Below are 15,590 nucleotides of genomic sequence, written 5' to 3'. Positions count from 1 at the left end.
CAGGCATGACCGTGCGCGCCATCGCACGCGATGCCGCCGGTCTCGGCCTGCGGCGGGCCCTGCTGGGTCCGCTGCAGGTCGCGGCGCGCGACGCCGGGCGACAGGACTTCGACTTCCTCGAATGCGCCCCGGAGAACTGGATCGGCGTCGGCGGACGCTTCGGCGAGGCGTTGCAGCAGCTCAGCGCACGTTTCCCGATCGTCTGCCACGGGTTGTCGTTGTCGCTGGGCGGCTTCGCTCCGCTCGATGAAACCTTCCTGGTGCGCGTGCGCCGATTTCTCGACGAACACCGCGTGCCGATCTACAGCGAGCACCTGAGTTACTGCAGCGACGACGGACAGTTGTACGACCTGCTGCCGATCCCCTTCAGCGACGAAGCGGTCCAGCACGTCGCCGCGCGCATCCGCCAGACCCAGGACATCGTCGGCCGCCGCATCGCGGTCGAGAACGTCTCCTACTACGCCACACCCGGCCTCGATCCCGGCCAGCGTCCGCTCAGCGAGATCGAGTTCCTCAACGCCGTGCTCGCGGAAGCCGATTGCGACCTGCTGCTCGACGTCAACAACATCTATGTCAACGCGATCAACCATCGCTACGACCCACACGCATTCCTGGCCGCGCTGCCCGGAGAGCGGATCGCCTACATCCACGTCGCCGGCCACTACGACGAAGCCGAGGGCCTGAAGATCGATACGCACGGTGCGCCGGTGAAGGACGCCGTGTGGTTGCTGCTGGCCGAGGCCTATCGCCGTTTCGGCCCGCGCCCGACCCTGCTCGAACGCGATTTCAACTTCCCGCCGTACGCAGAGCTGGTGGCCGAACTCGATTCGGTGCGCCGCATCCTGCACGACAGCACCGGTTTGCCCTCCCGGCATGCGCGCGCCTGAAGCTCCGTCGCGCCTGCGCGAGCAGCAGCTGTCGCTGACCCGCCACCTGCGCGACCCACAGGGCCAGCCGGCACCGGCCGGCATCGAAGAACGGCGCCTGGCGGTCTACCGCGACCTGTTGTTCAACAACGTCGAGAACCTGCTTTCCGGCAACTTTCCGGTCATCAGCCGCCTGCTCGGCGAAAGCCGCTGGAAGACATTGGTGCGGGAGTTCTTCCGCGACCATCGCTGCCAGACGCCGCTGTTTCCGGAGCTGCCGCGCGAGTTCCTGCGCTTCCTCGAGTCGCGCGAGCCCAACGATCCGCCCTTCCTGCTCGAGCTCGCGCATTACGAGTGGGTGGAGCTGGCGCTGCAGATCGCCGAGACCGACGGGCCGGCGTACGATCCGCAAGGCGATCTGCTCGATGGCGTACCGGTGCTGTCGCCGCTCGCGTGGTACCTGGCGTACCGCTGGCCGGTGCACCAGATCGGACCCGATCACCAGCCCGACACACCGCCGCCCGCGCCCACGCTGCTGTTGCTGCGCCGGGAATCCGACGGCACCGTGCGCTTCTCCACGCTCAGCCCGCTGGCATTCCGCTTGCTGCAACGGCTCGGTGAGGCTTCCGGGCTCAGCGGCCGCGAACAGCTGCAGGCACTCGCGCTCGAAGCCGGCGATGCCAACGTGACGGCTTTTCTCGAACAAGGGCAGCTGCTTCTCGAACAAATGCACGCCACCGGCGTCGTCCTCGGCATCGAAACCCGCTGACTCGGGAGCGGACGCCGCGCGCGCGTCTGCTAGGCTTTCGTCATGCCCAATGCCGATACCGCTGCCGCCGCGCCCCGCCTCGCCACCCGATTTCGCGGCTTCCTGCCCGTCGTCGTCGACGTGGAGACCGGTGGCTTCGACTGGAACCGCCACGCCCTGCTCGAGATCGCCGTCGCTCCGATCGACATCGACGAGAACGGCCTGCTGGTCGTCAGCGACATCACCAGCAGCCACGTCGTGCCCGCCAGCGGCACCGAGATCGACCCGAAGTCGCTGGAAGTCACCGGTATCGACATCGATCACCCGTTCCGCGACGCCAAGCCCGAACGCGCCGCGCTGGAATGCGTGTTCGCACCGGTCCGCGCCGCGCTGAAGAAGCACGGCTGCCAGCGCGCGATCCTGGTCGGCCACAACGCGCACTTCGACCTGAACTTCCTCAATGCCGCGGTGAACCGCAGCGGCCATAAGCGCAATCCGTTCCACCCCTTCAGCGTATTCGACACGGTCACGCTGGCCGGCGTCGCGTACGGCCAGACCGTACTGGCGCGCGCCGTGCAGGCGGCCGGGCTGGACTGGAACGGCGAGGAGGCGCACTCGGCCGTCTACGACACCGAACGCACCGCGCAGCTGTTCTGCAAGATCGTCAATGCGTGGCCGTCGCCGTTGCCGTCGCTGGGCGGCGCGATGTCTGCGGAACCCGCGCCGCCCGGCGCCGAGCCTGTGGACCCTTGCGCGCCCTGATCAGGGCGTCGCCAGTTTCAGCCCGATCAGCCCGGCAATGATCAGTCCGACGCTGACCAGGCGCAGCGCATTCATCGGCTCCTGGAACAGCACGATGCCGAGGATGACGGTGCCGACGGCGCCGACACCGACCCAGATCGCATAGGCAGTGCCGACCGGCAGCGACTTCATCGCTACGCCGAGCAATCCGAGACTGATGATCATCGCCACGACCGTGCCGACGGTCGGCCACAGTCGCGTGAATCCTTCGGTGTATTTCAGTCCGATCGCCCAGGCCACTTCGAACAGGCCGGCGAGCACGAGGATGATCCAGGCCATTTCACTCTCCAATCGAGTGGGGCCGTCCCCGGATGAGAGTGGAGAGGCGGGGTCGTCCCCGCTTCCTGAGTGACGGCGATTATTTCACGGGCATGCTGCGCTGACGCACCGCCTCGAACAACGTCACGCCTGCAGCCACGGAAACGTTCAGGCTCTCCACGCCGGAACCACTGGCGCCCGGCATCGGAATCATCACCAGCTGGTCGCAGTTCTCGCGCGACAGCCGGCGCAGGCCGTCGCCCTCGCTGCCCAGCACCAGGCCGACATTGCCGCGCAGGTCCAGCGAATACAGCGACGTCTCCGCTTCGCCGGCGAGGCCGTACAGCCACACGCCGAGCTTCTGCAAGTCGCGCATCGTGCGCGAGAGGTTGGTCACCGGGATCACGGCGATGCTGTCGGCGGCGCCGGCCGAGGTCTTGCGCACGGTCGCATTGACCTGCACGGCCTTGTCCTTCGGGAAGATCACTGCCGTCACACCCGCCGCCGCGGCGCTGCGCAGGCAGGCGCCGAGGTTGTGCGGGTCCTGCACGCCGTCGAGGATCAGCAGCAGCGCGCGGCCTTCGGCGGCTTCGACCAGCCCTTCCAGCTCGTTTTCGTTCCAGGTCTTGGCCGCGGCATAGCGCGCGACCACGCCCTGGTGGCGCAGGTTGCCGACCACGCCTTCGAGCGCCTGCGTGGCGACGCGGCGCACGTCGATATCCATGCGCCGCGCGTTGGCCTCGATCTCGACGAGGCGCGGATTCTTCGCGCCCGCTTCGATCAGCACTTCGCGCACGTGTTCGGCATCGTGTTCCAAGGCCGCCGAAACTGCGTTGATACCGGCGATCCACTGCTTCTGACTCATTGCTTTTCCAATCGTGTTGTTTGGCGCCGCTGCTCACGCAGCGGCGACGATCAATATTTCTGCTTGACCCGCTTTGCCGGCTGGCCACGCGGCGGCAGTGGCTTGGCGCCACCCGCTCTGACCGACGCGTTCTCGACCAGCTTGAAGTCGATCTTGCGGTCCTCGACGCTGGCCTTCATCACGACGATGTTGACGCGGTCGCCCAGGCGGAACTCCCGTCCGGTGCGCTCGCCGGCCAGGGTCTTCCGGATCGGGTCGAAATGGTAATAGTCGTGGGGCAGCTGGGTCACGTGGATCAGCCCGTTGACCTTGGATTCGTCGAGCTCGACAAACAGGCCGAAGCTGGTCACGCCGCTGATCGTGCCCTCGAACTCGCCGCCGACATGCTGCTCCATCCAGGCGGCCCGGTAGCGCTCGTCGACCTCGCGCTCGGCCTCGTCGGCGCGGCGCTCGCGCTCGGAACACTGCAGCGTCAGCGCGGCCATCCCGCTCGGCGAGTACTGGTACTTCTCCGGCTTCGCGCCGCTGAGCGCGTGCTTGATCGCACGGTGCACCAGCAGGTCGGGGTAGCGGCGGATCGGCGAGGTGAAGTGCGCATAAGCCTCCAGCGCCAGGCCGAAGTGGCCGACGTTGTCCGGCGAATACACCGCCAGCGACTGGCTGCGCAGCAGCACCGACTCGATCAGCGCCGCATCCGGCCGCTCACGGATCTTCTTCAGCAGCGCAGTGAAGTCGCGCGGCTCGACCTTGCCCCAGGGCGGCATCCGCAGCTTGAACTCCTTCAGGAACTCCTGGAGGTCGGCGTACTTCTGCTCCGGCGGGCGCTCATGGATGCGGTACGGCGCCGGCACGTGGTGCGCCAGCAGGTATTTCGCCGCCTCCACGTTCGCGGCGATCATGCATTCCTCGATCAGCTTGTGCGCGTCGTTCCGTTGCAGCATGCCGGCCTGCACAACCTCGCCCTTCGGTCCCAGCACGAAGCGCACTTCGCTCGACTCGAACTCGATCGCGCCGCGGCGCTCGCGCGCCTTGACGAGGATCTGGAAGAGCTGGTGCAGGCGCTGGATGTCGGGCAGCAGCGAGCCGATCTGCCCAAGCGCGTCTTCATGCGCGTCCTGCGGGATGCCCTCGCCCACCGCGTTCCAGACCTGCGTGTAGGTCAGTCGCGCGTGCGAGTTCATCACCGCTTCGTAGAACTTCGACTGTGTCACCTCGCCGTCGCGATCGATCTGCATGTCGCAGACGAAGCACAGCCGGTCGACCTTCGGATTGAGCGAGCAGATGCCGTTGGAGAGCGTCTCCGGCAGCATCGGCACGACGAAGCCGGGGAAGTAGACCGAGGTCGCCCGCTTCGTGGCCTCTTCATCCAGCGGCGTGCCGGGCCGCACGTAGTGCGAGACGTCGGCGATGGCGACGACAAGCCGGAAACCGTTGCGGTTGGTCTCGCAGTAGACCGCGTCGTCGAAATCCTTGGCGTCTTCGCCGTCGATGGTGACCAGCGGCGTCTGGCGCAGGTCGACGCGCTGTGCCGCGGTGGCCGCATCGACCGTCAACGGCACCGCCGCGGCTTCGTCGAGCACCGCCTGCGGGAACTCGTGCGGAATCTCGTGTCCGTGGATCGCCGCCTGCACCGCCAGCGACGCGGTCAGGCGATCGCCCAGCACCGCCAGCACACGGCCGATCGGCGGCCGCTGCGGATCCGGCGCCTGCACCAGTTCGCACACGACCAGCTGGCCGTTGCGTGCATCCATGTGCGCGTCCGGTGGAATCATCACGTTGCGCTGGATGCGGCGATCGTCAGGCACGACATAGCCGATGCCGGCTTCGACGACGAAGCGGCCGATAAGGCGGTTGAGCCTGCGCTCCAGCACCTCGACGATCGCGCCTTCGCGGCGGCCACGGCGGTCCATGCCGGTGACGCAGGCCAGCACGCGGTCGCCGTGCATCGCCTTGCGCATCTCGAACGGCGGCAGGAACAGATCATCCCCGCCCGAGTCCGGGCGCAGGAAACCGAATCCGTCCGGATTGGCGATCACCACGCCCGGGACCAGGTCCATGCGCTCCGCGGGCGCGTACTCGTCCTTGCGGTTGCGCAGCAACTGACCGTCGCGAACCATCGCGCCCAGACGCTTGCCCAGTGCCTCGAAGCGATCGGGCTCGGTCAGGTGCAGGCGCTCGGCCAGTTCCTCGGCAGGCATCGGGCCGTCGGCGGAGGCGAGCATGTTCAGGATCACTTCGCGGCTGGCGATCGGCTGCGCGTAGCGGCTGGCCTCACGCTCGGCATGGGGATCGTGGTACGGCGCCGGTGGCCCGCCGCGGCGTTCGGACGGCGCGCCCGCTGACGGCGACTTGCCGCCCTTCCTCGGCGGAGGACCGTGCTGCAGGTTCTCGGGAAGCCAGGCCGGGCGTGGGGCTGCGGCCTTCCTGCCGGACTTGGCAGGCTTGCCGGAGGGACCGGCGGAGGTGCGATTGCTGGACTTGCCGCGACTCGGGGGCTTCTTGCTCATTCAGCCATGGTCGCACATCGCCATGAACACGGCGTCGCCATCGTCCCACGCTGCCATGACGAACGCGGCCTGGACCGCGCCTACGCTTGGACTGCGCCTATTGGACCAGCCCGAGCAGCCGCGCGCGGTCGACCGCATGCTTGCGCGAGGCGGCCGAGAGTTTCAGGAAGAGGTTCTTGAGGTGCCACTTCACGGTCTCTCCGCTGACATCCAGCGTGCGCGCGATCAGCTTGTTCGACATGCCCTTGCCGAGCAGGTTCAGGATCTCGGCCTCCTTGCAGGTCAACAGGCCGTTGCGCACGGGCATCACGATCTGGGCCGGGGCCTTGGCGGGCGGCGGCATCGGCGGGCTTTCGGGTGGAAGTGTCATGTCCGATGCCATTTCCACGGCGAGAGGATGGGTGTCGGGGAGCAGGCGGGTGCAGCCGGCGATCCGGGCCAGGCCCATCGCCTCCTGCAGCAGCGGCATCGCCTCGTCGCTGCCACGCTGCCGCGCGACGACGGCGCGCAGCACCATGACGGTGAGAGCGGCACGGCCGCGATGCAGCCGCGCCGCCAACGCATCGGCTTCCGCAAGGTGCTGGTCCGCATCGTCGAGGTCGCGCTTGGCCAACGCCGCGTGCGTACGCGCGATGGCGAGCATCAAGCGGTACTCGGCGATCAACGGCTGCCGATCGTCCCGGTCGAACTCGGCGGCCATGCCCTCAAGTGCCTGCAGCAAGGCGGCGACCGTCTCGTGCCGGCCGTGCAGCGCGTGGATGCGGACCTGTTCGGCCAGCGCATGCGCCTGCAGCCGCGGCAGCTGCCGCCGTTCGGCGACGGCCTCGAGGTTCTTCAGCACGTTCAGCGCACGACGCTCGTCGTTCTGGCTGAGCGCGAGGTAGGCAAGCGTGCGATACGCCAGCAGTACGTTGTCGGGGAACCCGCTGCGTTCGATGACGTCGAGCCGGTTCGCCAGCAGGGCCTGTGCCGCCGCCGGCTGGTCGCGTTCGAACACCGCGGCGGCGAGCACGCTGGCCAGCAGGCTCGGCACCATGCTGCGCCGATGCCGCTCGCGTTCGGCCTTGGCCAGCGCCGGCCGCACCACGACCTCGGCGAGGCAGACGTCGCCGTCCCAGACGTGACTGAAGCCCAGCAGCATCTGCCCGAAGGCCGCGGCGAGCCGGAGCGAACCGTCGCTGCCGTGGTGCAGTGCCTGCGCGACGCGCTCGCGGACTTCGCTGGTGGCGCCGTCATGCAATGCCGCAAGGGCTCCGGTGTTCAGCCGCGACACCGCGTGAAGCGGTTCGGCCTGTGCGACGTCTTCCGGCCAGCGCGCGGTGAGGTCCCGCATCATGCCCACGCGGTCGGAGTACGCCGCGGCGCCAGCGGCGACGCGTAGTGCGACCGCCAACGACAACGGTGGCGTGCCCGGATCAGCGATCGCCTGCCGGGCGATCTCCAGCGCGTACTCGCTGCGATCGCCCAGCGCGAGGATCGAGGCGACAGCCAGCCGGAGGTCGAGGTCGTTGGCCATCATCTTCGCCGGGATATGGGCAATCCACTCGCGCGCCTCGGCGTAATTGCCCGACGTGCTCAACGTCCACAGCGAGCGCGCCGCGAACGCCTGCGCCTGTACCCGATCCCCCGCGGCGAGCGCATGGCCGGCAGCCTCGTGGAAACGCTCGCACCCGGCAAACCAGTGCGCAGCCCGGGTGTGCAACTCCACCTGCTCGGCCTTGGGCAGGTGCTCGAAACGGGCGAGCAGGAAGTCCCGCGCGAGTGCGTGCAGGCGCATCGAGTCCCGGCCTTCGGCCACCATCACGATCGGCGTTTCCTTCGCGAGCTGGTCGAGCAGTTCCGCCGCGTTCGCGTCGCCCGTCACGGCCGCGCACAGGTCGGCGCTCATGCGGTCGAGGATGGCGATGCGGGTCAGGAAGTCCGCCAGCGCCGGAGAAAGCTGCGCCAGCAGCGATTCGACGAAGTACTCCTGGATGGTTCCGTGGCGTGCCGACAGCACCTGGAGTTCTGCCGCCTGGTCGGGCGCGTGCTCGATCGCGGCGATCGCCAGCTGCAATCCGAGCGGCCAACCCTCGGTGATGTCATGCAGATGCGCGCGCTCATCCACGCCCAGTTGCGGCAGGCGCTTTTCGAGGAGTTCGATCGACTCCTCCAGCCGCAGGCGCAACGCATCGGCCGACAACGTGGCGAAGTTGCCCTTGGCAGTGAGTTCCGCCACCGGCAACTGCAGCGCCAATCGCGAACCGAACACCAGGTGCAGATTGGCCGGCGCGTTGAGCAGCAGGTAGTGAACAGGACCGCGCAAGGTAGCCTTGGGCAACCGTTCGGCATCGTCGATCATCAGCACGGTTTCGACGCCTTGCTGGGCGATGTCGCCGAGCAATTCGGTCAGCGCATCGAAGCCCGTGCTGCGCGCCTGTGCGCTGGCCGAGGACTGGCGCCCGCTCGCTTCGCGGATCGACTGCAGCAGGGCCTCGGCAAAGCGCACCGGGTCGTCGTGGTCGTCGGCCGTCAGCCAGGCGACCCGCGCTCCATGCGCCAGCCATCGGCGGCGCCACTGCAGCAGCAGCGTGGTCTTGCCGAACCCCGCCGGAGCGACGACCGCCAGCGCGGTGCGTTCATGGGCGTCGTTCCAGTACGCCTGCAGCCTCGCGCGCTCTATGGCAGTCCGCGGGATGCGCGGAGGCGTGGCCTTCAGCGTGAGCTCGGATTCATGCATGGTCCCGGCGTGCCAGCGGGCAGGGTCGACGCTGAGCACTGCGGCCAGCATACGCCGGCCATATGAGGAATCCGTAGGCACTCCATGTCCCCGTGACGAAGCCCTGGAGCTCAGCGCCCGCCTCAGGCCGGCGGCGTCGGCCGGCGCATACAGGGATTTGAAGGCCATCGGGGCTCCGGGGGGTTGCCGAGCCCTCAATTTGGGGGGCATACGTCCCCGGAAATCCCCCACCCACGTCGGGGGGGCGTCATGTTTTTTACGCACCGCCTGCGGATGGGGAGACCCGGTAGGCGCCGTTCCGGCCGGGCAAAAAAAACCCGCCGGGACCGGCGGGTTTTTCCTGGGGTCAGGCGGGCCTCCCCTTATGGAGAGGCCCGCATGCCCTGTTCCTCAGAGGACGCTCACTGCGTTCCAGGCATCGGCCACGGCGGTGACCTGCGGCGAGCCGGCACCGAACAGGTCCTCGGCGGCCTGCAGGGTGGCCACGCGGGCGGCGGCGTAGTTGGTGGTCGAGGTGAAGTACGTCGTCAGCGCGCGGTACCAGATCTGCTGGGCGGCGTCGCGGCCGATGCCGGCCAGGCCGGTGTTGCCGTTGCAGACCAGGTCGCTCGGGCCCAGGTTGGCCGGCGTGCCGGCTTCGTAGCCGGCCGGCACCACCGCGCCTTCGGCGAGCAGGTAGAAGAAGTGGTTGGCCACGCCCGAGTTGTAGTGCACGTCCAACCCGGCCCACGCGGCCGGCGTCCTGTTGCCGCCACCCGCCGGGTTGGCGTCGTTCGGGTAGCAGTCCGGCGAGATCTTGTCCAGGTACGGCTTGAACATCGTGCGGATGTTCTTGTTCCAGGCCTGGTTGACGAAGATCTGCTCGCCGATCACGTAGTTCGGCGGCTGCTTCGCGTTGTTGGCGTAGTACTCGATCATCGCGCCGAAGATGTCCGACGTGGCCTCATTCAGGCCGCCAGACTCGCCGCTGTAGATCAGGCCGGCGGTGCTGGCGGTGACGCCGTGGCTGACTTCGTGGCCGATGATGTCGATCGTCACCAGCGGACGGATGCTGGTGCCGTCGCCGTCGCCGAACGCCATGCAGAAGCACTCGTCGCTCCAGAAGGCGTTGACGTAGTTGATGAAGTAGTGGATGCCACCCCAGGCACCCGCGCCGTCGCCGCGGATGCCTTCGCGGCCGAAATTGCTCTTGTAGTAGTCCCAGGTCTTGGCAAAGCCGTAGGCCGCGTCGACGCCGGTGCTCACGCGATCGCTCATCGCGCCGTTGCCCCACTTGTTGTCGGCATCGACCACCAGCGTGCCGGCCTCGAGGCGGTAGCCGTTGCCCAGGTCCTTGATGTGCGTGCTGCCGCGCGTCAGGTCCTTCAGCTCGAACAGGCGGCGGCTGGCGTTCCACGCCGTGCCCAGCGGTTGCGTGCCAGCGAACAGCGAATTACCGGTGCCGGTCGCCGGCGTGAGGACCGGCGGGCTCGGCGGAGTGCCGGTGCCGTAACGGTCGCCCGGCAGCGTGCCGGTCTTGACGGCGCTGTCGGTGGCGAGGATCTCGCCATTCAGCGCATCGACGAAGTAGTGCAGGCGCTGCGGCGTGCCTTCCTTCGTCATGCCGGCGTACACCACGTCATAGGCCAGCTTCGGATTGTTGCGACCGGCGAACACCACCAGGCTGGTGGTCGGCACGGCATTGAACTGCGTGCCGAACTGCACGCCCGCCGCGACGATCGCGTCGTCGGCCGACAGACCCGGCGTGACGCCGACGTTGATCGGCTTGGCCAGGGTCAGGCTGGCGCTCTTCATGACGCCGCCGCGCGAGTGCACGACCATGTCGCCACCGATCACGCGCAGGCCACGGTAGGTGCGGTCCATGCGCACGTGCTCCGTTCCGTCGGCGTCGACCGACACGCTGCGCGCCGTGAAGGCATCGGCAGCGGACGCGCGGATCGCCGTCGGGTTCTGGCGAATGGCGGCATGGGCGCGGTCCACCGCCGCTCCATTGATGGCCGCGACCGACTGGCCGGCAGCGCCCATGAGAATGGCCACGGAAATGGCCTTAGCAAGCGACGACATCAAAAATTCCCCTCAAATGATTTGGACATCGCGGACGACCGCGACCCCGGAAGACTCGCGCTGCGTCTCGGTGCCCGGAAACCCCCCATTGCGGGGGGTCCTGCACCCCCTCCGGGGTGGTCAACTACATATGCGGGCGCAATGCCCCTGGGCGCGAGCAACGGCGCTCGCCGCACCGATGCCACGGACTGCGCCGGCTTCCTTATCGACCCGGTATCCGCCATGCAGCAACTCGATCTCGCATCCATCTGGGAGAAGGCCGTCGCCCTGTTCCAGCAGCGCCGTTTCGGCGATGCCGAAGCACTGTGCGCGCAGCTGATCCAGCATGCGCCCGACCAGCCGATGGCCTACACCATGCTGTCGCGGACCTGCCACGCGGCGGGACTGACCCGGGAGGCCACCCACAACGCCTATCAGGCCGCAACACGCGCCCTGAATGCGCCGGCCGCGGAGATCCTCGAAATCGTCCATGTCCTGGTCGATGTCGGCGAGCACCATCTCGCGTACGCGACGCTGGGCCTGGTCGATCCCGAGCACCCGGCCAACGCGGACCTGCGGATCGAATTGGGCCGCCTGTACAGCACGCTGGAGGACCAGCCGCGCGCCCTGCGCTGCCTGCAGCTAGCCCGCGCCAACGGATTCGACACCCCGTCCGTCGCGCACATGCAGGGGACGGTGCAGGGCTTCATCGGCCCGATCGATGCCTCGGTCGCCGCCCTCGAGGAAGCTGTCGCCGGCGCCCCCCACTATGGCCATGCGCATTGGTCCTGCGCCCAGTTCGGACGCAAGGAAGGCGCACCCGAACGCATCGCGCGCATGCGCGAAGTACTGAAGGCTCCCGACCTCAGCAACGACGACCTCACCTACCTGCACTACGGCCTGTTCAAGGAGCTGGACACGCTGGGCAGGACCGACGAGGCGTGGGCCTCGCTGATGGCCGGCGCGCAGGCGCGGCGCGGCGTCACCGACCACGATCCGGCCCGCGAAACCGCGGCCATTGACGCGCTGATCGCGGCGACGTCCGGGCGCTTCCTGGACGCCTGTGGCGACGTCCCGCGCGACGTCACGCCGGTCTTCGTCGTCGGCATGCCGCGCACCGGCACCACCCTGCTCGAGCGCATCCTCGGCAACCATCCGCAGATCAAGACCTGCGGCGAGCTCAACGATTTCCGCCAGCAGATGCAGTGGGTCAACAACCAGCGCCTGTCACTGACACTGGACCCGGACATCGGGAAGTATGTCGCCCGCCTGGATCCGACGCTGCTCGGCCGCCGCTACCTGGCCAAGACCGAGTGGGTCGCCGACGGCCGCGCGTTCTATGTCGACAAGCACCCGATGAACTTCCAGTGGTGCGGCGCGATCCTGAAGGCCCTGCCGCACGCCAAGATCATCCACCTGCGCCGCCACCCGCTGGACAGCTGCTTCTCCAACCTGAAGGAGCTGTTCGCGCACAAGTACTACCCGTACAGCTACGCGCTGGACGAGCTGGCCACGCACTACCGCAACTACGCGCGGCTGATGCGTCATTGGCATGCCATCGCGCCGGGTCGGATCCTCGACGTCCGTTACGAATACCTGGCATCGCAGCCCGACATCGAGGCGCGACGCGTGCAGGCCTACCTCGGCCTGCCGCACGTGGAAGGCGTCACCAACATCCTCGCCAACAAGTCGGTCACCACCACCGCCAGCACGCTGCAGCTGCGCCAGCCGATCCACACGCGCAACGTCGGCGGTTGGCGCCGCTACGCGACCGGCATGGCTCCGGTGCAGGCGCTGCTGTCGGACCTCGTCCGTGCCTACGAGGCAGAAACCGCGGAGGCGGACGAACTGCCGCTGGCCGCGGCCGGCGGCGCCTGAGCCGCGAGTACATCTGAGACGGCCGCGGCGAGGTGCCGCGGTTTCGTATCACGGGAACACGCTGACGGCCGTGGGGGTGCGCCAGCGCGGGACGCCCGCCGGAAGCGATTCCGGCGGGCTTTTTTGTGCCCAGGCCGCGGGAGCATTACGCGCGCACGGTTGGCGCTGGAGGCCGGCATAGGCAAGAAGTCTCAGCTGAAGCTCCGAGCTCCATCGATCGAGCAAAAGGCTCGTCGCCGAAGCCCCGAGCTCCATAGATCGAGCAAAAAGCCTCATCGCCGGAGCTCCGAGCTCCATCGATCGAGCAAAAAGCCTCATCGCCGGAGCTCCGCGCTCCATCGATCGAGCAAAAAGCCTCATCGCCGAGGCTCCGGGCTCCATCGAACGGGCAAAAAGCCTCATCGCCGGAGCTCCGAGCTCCATCGAGCGAGCAAAAAGCCCCATCGCTGAGGCTCCGAGCTCCAGCGAACGGGCAAAAAGCCTGATCGCCGAGGCTCCGGGCTCCAGGCTCCTCACCGTTCGTCCTGAGCGTAGGCCGTAGGCCGGAGTCGAAGGATGAAGCGGTCCGATGATGCGTCCGGTCACTGCGCGAACGCCGAGTAAATGGCGTTCGGCGCACACCGCTGATGCACACCGTCGTTTTCTGATGGCAGACGCATCGCAGGCCAGAGTCCGTGCGGGGATACATCGCCGAACCGTTCCTTCCTTCGACTCCGGCCTACGCTCAGGACGAACGGTGAGAACTCCGCTAGTTAGCGCGCAAGGCGAAGGCGCGGTCACACGCACCTTCCGCAATCGGCGAAGAACGACAAGCAGACCCGGCCGCGGCCCATCCCGCGATGCACCTGCCGGCCCCGCATTGCCACCATAAAAAAAGCCCGCCGGAAACATCCGGCGGGCTAGCCTTCGGAGAGAGTGGCTTAGAGGTCGATACCGACTGCTCAGCGCACCGTGGCCCGGATCAGCGCACCGGTGACCGCCGTCTGCGAGTTGCCCACGACCTTCACGTAGTAGGTGCCGAAGGCCGGCGCGTTGATGGTGATGATCTGGTTGGTCCCCGGACGGGCCGAAGTGCCGAGGTTCTTCGACGGCGTCGGCTCGGCTTCGTACTGCGTGGACATCGCCAGGTTGCCGCCGCGGCCGCCGTAGGTCAGCAGTTCGAGGCGGGTGGCGCCGGCCGGCACGGAGATCTTGTAGATCACGCTCTGCGGCGAGGTCAGCGACGGCAGCGCGGTGGCGACGCCCGCGGTCAGCGCGATGCCTTCCACCGGCTTGCCCCAGTTGCGGGCGGCGTTGACGGCCGCTTCGGCGTCGACGATGCCCGAGCCAATCGGCCTGTCCGGCTTGGCCGGGAACGGGCGCGCGGTGGAGACCAGCAGGTCTTCGACCTGCACCGGCGTCAGGACCTGCGGGGCCACGCTCTGCATCAGCGCGACGACGCCGGCCACGTGCGGCGACGCCATCGAGGTGCCGCCCATGCCGACAATCCTGTCGCCCTCGGGATTCGCCACCGGCGTGGTGGTGCCCTTGTTGTGGGTCGACCAGACGTAGCCGTTGGGCACGCCTTCGCTACCGGCGCCGCCCGGGGCCGCCAGGTCCACGCCGATGCCGTAGTTGGAGTAGCCGGCGCGCTGGCCCATCGAGCCGCTGGCGCCGATGGTGACGACGTTGGCGCAGTTGGCCGGCGAATGGCTGGAGACATCGGTGTTGCTGTTGCCCGCGGCGACCACGATGGTGGCGCCGAGCGAGACGGCCTGGTTGATCGCGGACTGGGTCTCGACCTGGCACGCGTGCACGCCGCCGAGGCTCATGTTGATCACTTCGGCCGGAGTGGTGTTGTCCGGTACGCCGTCGATGTGGCCGCCGGCCGCCCACACGATCGCGTCGTTGATGTCCGAGAGGTAACCGCCGCAATGGCCGAGCACGCGAACCGGCACGATCTTGGCGTCCGGCGCGACGCCGGCGCCACCGACGCCGTTGTTGGTCGTCTCGGCGATGGTGCCGCTCACGTGCGTGCCGTGCCAGCTGCTGTTGCGCGCGGCCGAGCCGGCACCGCATTCGCCTGCGGTGGTCCAGTCGCCCGTATCCCAGCCACCGGCGGCGCGGCCATCCTCGCCGCGACCGGACACGAGCATGTCGGTGATGAAGTCATAGCCCGGCAGCAGGTTGCCGGCCAGATCGGTGTGCGCCGTCGCGCCGGTGTCGAGCACCGCGACCACGACGCCGGCACCGGTCGCACCGCTGTCCCACGCCGAGGTCACGCGCGCGCCGCCGGCGCCGGTGCCGTAGTGCCAGATCTGGTGCGTTGCCAGCGCCGGGTCGTTCGGCAGCGCGGCGGCCTGCATCATCGCGTCGACCTTCACCGACTCCACGTTCGGATTGGCGGCGATCTCGTTCATCAGCGCCTGGGCTTCGGCGCGGGTCAGGCGCTTGTTGGCGCGGATGACGTGCGAACCGTTGGCGGTGCCGCGCACGGTAACGGCCTTGAACGCGTGGCCGGCGATGGTCTGGGAGGTCGCGCCCATCTTCGTCTTCGTACGGGAGACGGCCAGGTCGAGCGAGCGCTGGCGCTCGGTGAGCTTCAGCTGCTCAACGCTGCCGTTCCTGTACTTGACGATGAAGCGCGGCGAGGCGGTGATGGTGGCGTCGTTCAGTGCGGTCAGGTCGACGCGGCCGGCGGCGAAAGCCGGCGCGCAGGCGCAGGCCAGCAGGAGGCTGGCGGTCATACGGCTGATCTTCATGTGTGTGTCCTGGTCTGGGTGTCGCGGGGGGGGGGGGGGGGGGGGGGGGGGCGCGGCGGGGGGGGGGGGGGGGGGGGGGGGGGGGGGGGGGGGGGGGGGGGGGGGGGGGGGGGGGGGGGGGGGGGGGGGGGGGGGGGGGGGGGGGGGGGGGGGGGGGGGGGGGG

Annotated in this window: 9 protein-coding genes and 1 pseudogene; 4 read left to right on the top strand and 6 right to left on the bottom strand. The window is 68.4% G+C overall.

The genetic code is table 11. The annotated features are described in order from the left end of the window. Positions 1–5: 5 nt before the first annotated feature. The 3 genes and pseudogenes from IU514_RS09335 to rnt all read left to right on the top strand — a co-directional run. On the top strand, positions 6–887 hold the full coding sequence (locus tag IU514_RS09335) for an HvfB family MNIO-type RiPP peptide maturase (RefSeq protein ID WP_194930852.1): 882 nt from the start codon (positions 6–8) through the stop codon (positions 885–887). Next, positions 874–1,635: an HvfC family RiPP maturation protein gene (locus IU514_RS09330; RefSeq protein WP_194930851.1), complete on the top strand. Its 762-nt coding sequence runs from the start codon at positions 874–876 to the stop codon at positions 1,633–1,635. The genes IU514_RS09335 and IU514_RS09330 overlap by 14 nt, the downstream gene beginning before the upstream one ends. A gap of 42 nt (positions 1,636–1,677) precedes the next feature. Next, positions 1,678–2,298, top strand: a pseudogene (rnt, locus tag IU514_RS09325) (ribonuclease T); the annotation flags it as partial. A 78-nt stretch (positions 2,299–2,376) separates the two neighbouring features. Here rnt and sugE read toward each other — a convergent pair. The 5 genes from sugE to IU514_RS09300 all read right to left on the bottom strand — a co-directional run bounded on the left by sugE (position 2,377) and on the right by IU514_RS09300 (position 10,828). Further along, positions 2,377–2,694, bottom strand: a complete 318-nt coding sequence (sugE, locus tag IU514_RS09320; RefSeq protein ID WP_194930849.1) for a quaternary ammonium compound efflux SMR transporter SugE — start codon at positions 2,692–2,694, stop codon at positions 2,377–2,379. A gap of 79 nt (positions 2,695–2,773) precedes the next feature. After that, the gene (gene rlmB / locus IU514_RS09315; protein WP_194930848.1) at positions 2,774–3,538 is read right to left on the bottom strand and encodes a 23S rRNA (guanosine(2251)-2'-O)-methyltransferase RlmB; all 765 of its coding nucleotides are present in this window, start codon (positions 3,536–3,538) and stop codon (positions 2,774–2,776) included. Positions 3,539–3,588: 50 nt separating this feature from the next. Further along, positions 3,589–6,045 (bottom strand): ribonuclease R, encoded by a 2,457-nt coding sequence (gene rnr, locus IU514_RS09310; protein ID WP_194930847.1) that lies wholly within the window; start codon positions 6,043–6,045, stop codon positions 3,589–3,591. Between the two features lie 97 nt (positions 6,046–6,142). Next, positions 6,143–8,764, bottom strand: coding sequence for a winged helix-turn-helix domain-containing protein (locus IU514_RS09305; RefSeq protein ID WP_194930846.1), 2,622 nt, complete (start codon positions 8,762–8,764; stop codon positions 6,143–6,145). A 390-nt stretch (positions 8,765–9,154) separates the two neighbouring features. Further along, complete coding sequence (locus tag IU514_RS09300) at positions 9,155–10,828, bottom strand: M4 family metallopeptidase (protein WP_228760620.1); 1,674 nt, start codon at positions 10,826–10,828, stop codon at positions 9,155–9,157. Between the two features lie 141 nt (positions 10,829–10,969). Here IU514_RS09300 and IU514_RS09295 point away from each other — a divergent pair, with 141 nt between their 5' ends. Further along, positions 10,970–12,685 carry a tetratricopeptide repeat-containing sulfotransferase family protein gene (locus IU514_RS09295; RefSeq protein WP_194930845.1) on the top strand — a complete coding sequence of 572 codons (1,716 nt, stop codon included), beginning with the start codon at positions 10,970–10,972 and terminating at the stop codon, positions 12,683–12,685. Positions 12,686–13,626: 941 nt separating this feature from the next. On the opposite strand, the gene IU514_RS09290 is transcribed toward IU514_RS09295, so the two are convergent. Further along, positions 13,627–15,426 carry a S8 family peptidase gene (locus tag IU514_RS09290; RefSeq protein ID WP_228760619.1) on the bottom strand — a complete coding sequence of 600 codons (1,800 nt, stop codon included), beginning with the start codon at positions 15,424–15,426 and terminating at the stop codon, positions 13,627–13,629. Positions 15,427–15,590 lie beyond the last annotated feature (164 nt).

This window comes from Lysobacter niastensis (genome assembly GCF_015453285.1).
Taxonomy (GTDB): domain Bacteria; phylum Pseudomonadota; class Gammaproteobacteria; order Xanthomonadales; family Xanthomonadaceae; genus Lysobacter_J; species Lysobacter_J niastensis.
The sequence above is the reverse complement of the archived record's forward strand: the minus strand, read 5'-3'. Positions and strand labels throughout refer to the sequence as shown.